Origin of the sequence: Vibrio sp. 10N.222.49.C9 (assembly GCF_041474985.1) — a bacterium.
GTDB classification, from domain to species: Bacteria; Pseudomonadota; Gammaproteobacteria; order Enterobacterales; family Vibrionaceae; genus Vibrio; species Vibrio crassostreae_C.
The window spans coordinates 1-236 of the sequence record NZ_JBFRVD010000804.1 but is presented as its reverse complement, the minus strand read 5'-3'; the positions used below and the strand labels follow the sequence as shown (position 1 = coordinate 236).

At 44.1% G+C, this 236-nt stretch carries 1 protein-coding gene; it reads left to right on the top strand.

Going from position 1 to position 236, the window contains the following annotated elements:
• A partial coding sequence (locus AB4585_RS25690) for a mechanosensitive ion channel domain-containing protein (RefSeq protein WP_372171606.1) occupies nucleotides 1-236 on the top strand: 236 nt, incomplete at both ends.

Genomic DNA, 236 nt, shown 5'->3' with positions numbered 1-236 from the left:
GCGTTACTGCGATTGCGGTTGCTATTGTAGTGGCGTCAAAAGAAATTATTCTTTGTTTTACTGGCTCAATACAAAGGGCAAGCTCTCGTTCATTTCGTATTGGTGATTGGATTGAGGTCGGCAAGTTAAGTGGAGAGGTGATAGAGCACAATATGATGGCGACAGTGATCCAAGAGATCGACCTTCATCATGGGCAATATCATTACACAGGTAAAACAGCGACACTGCCAAACAGC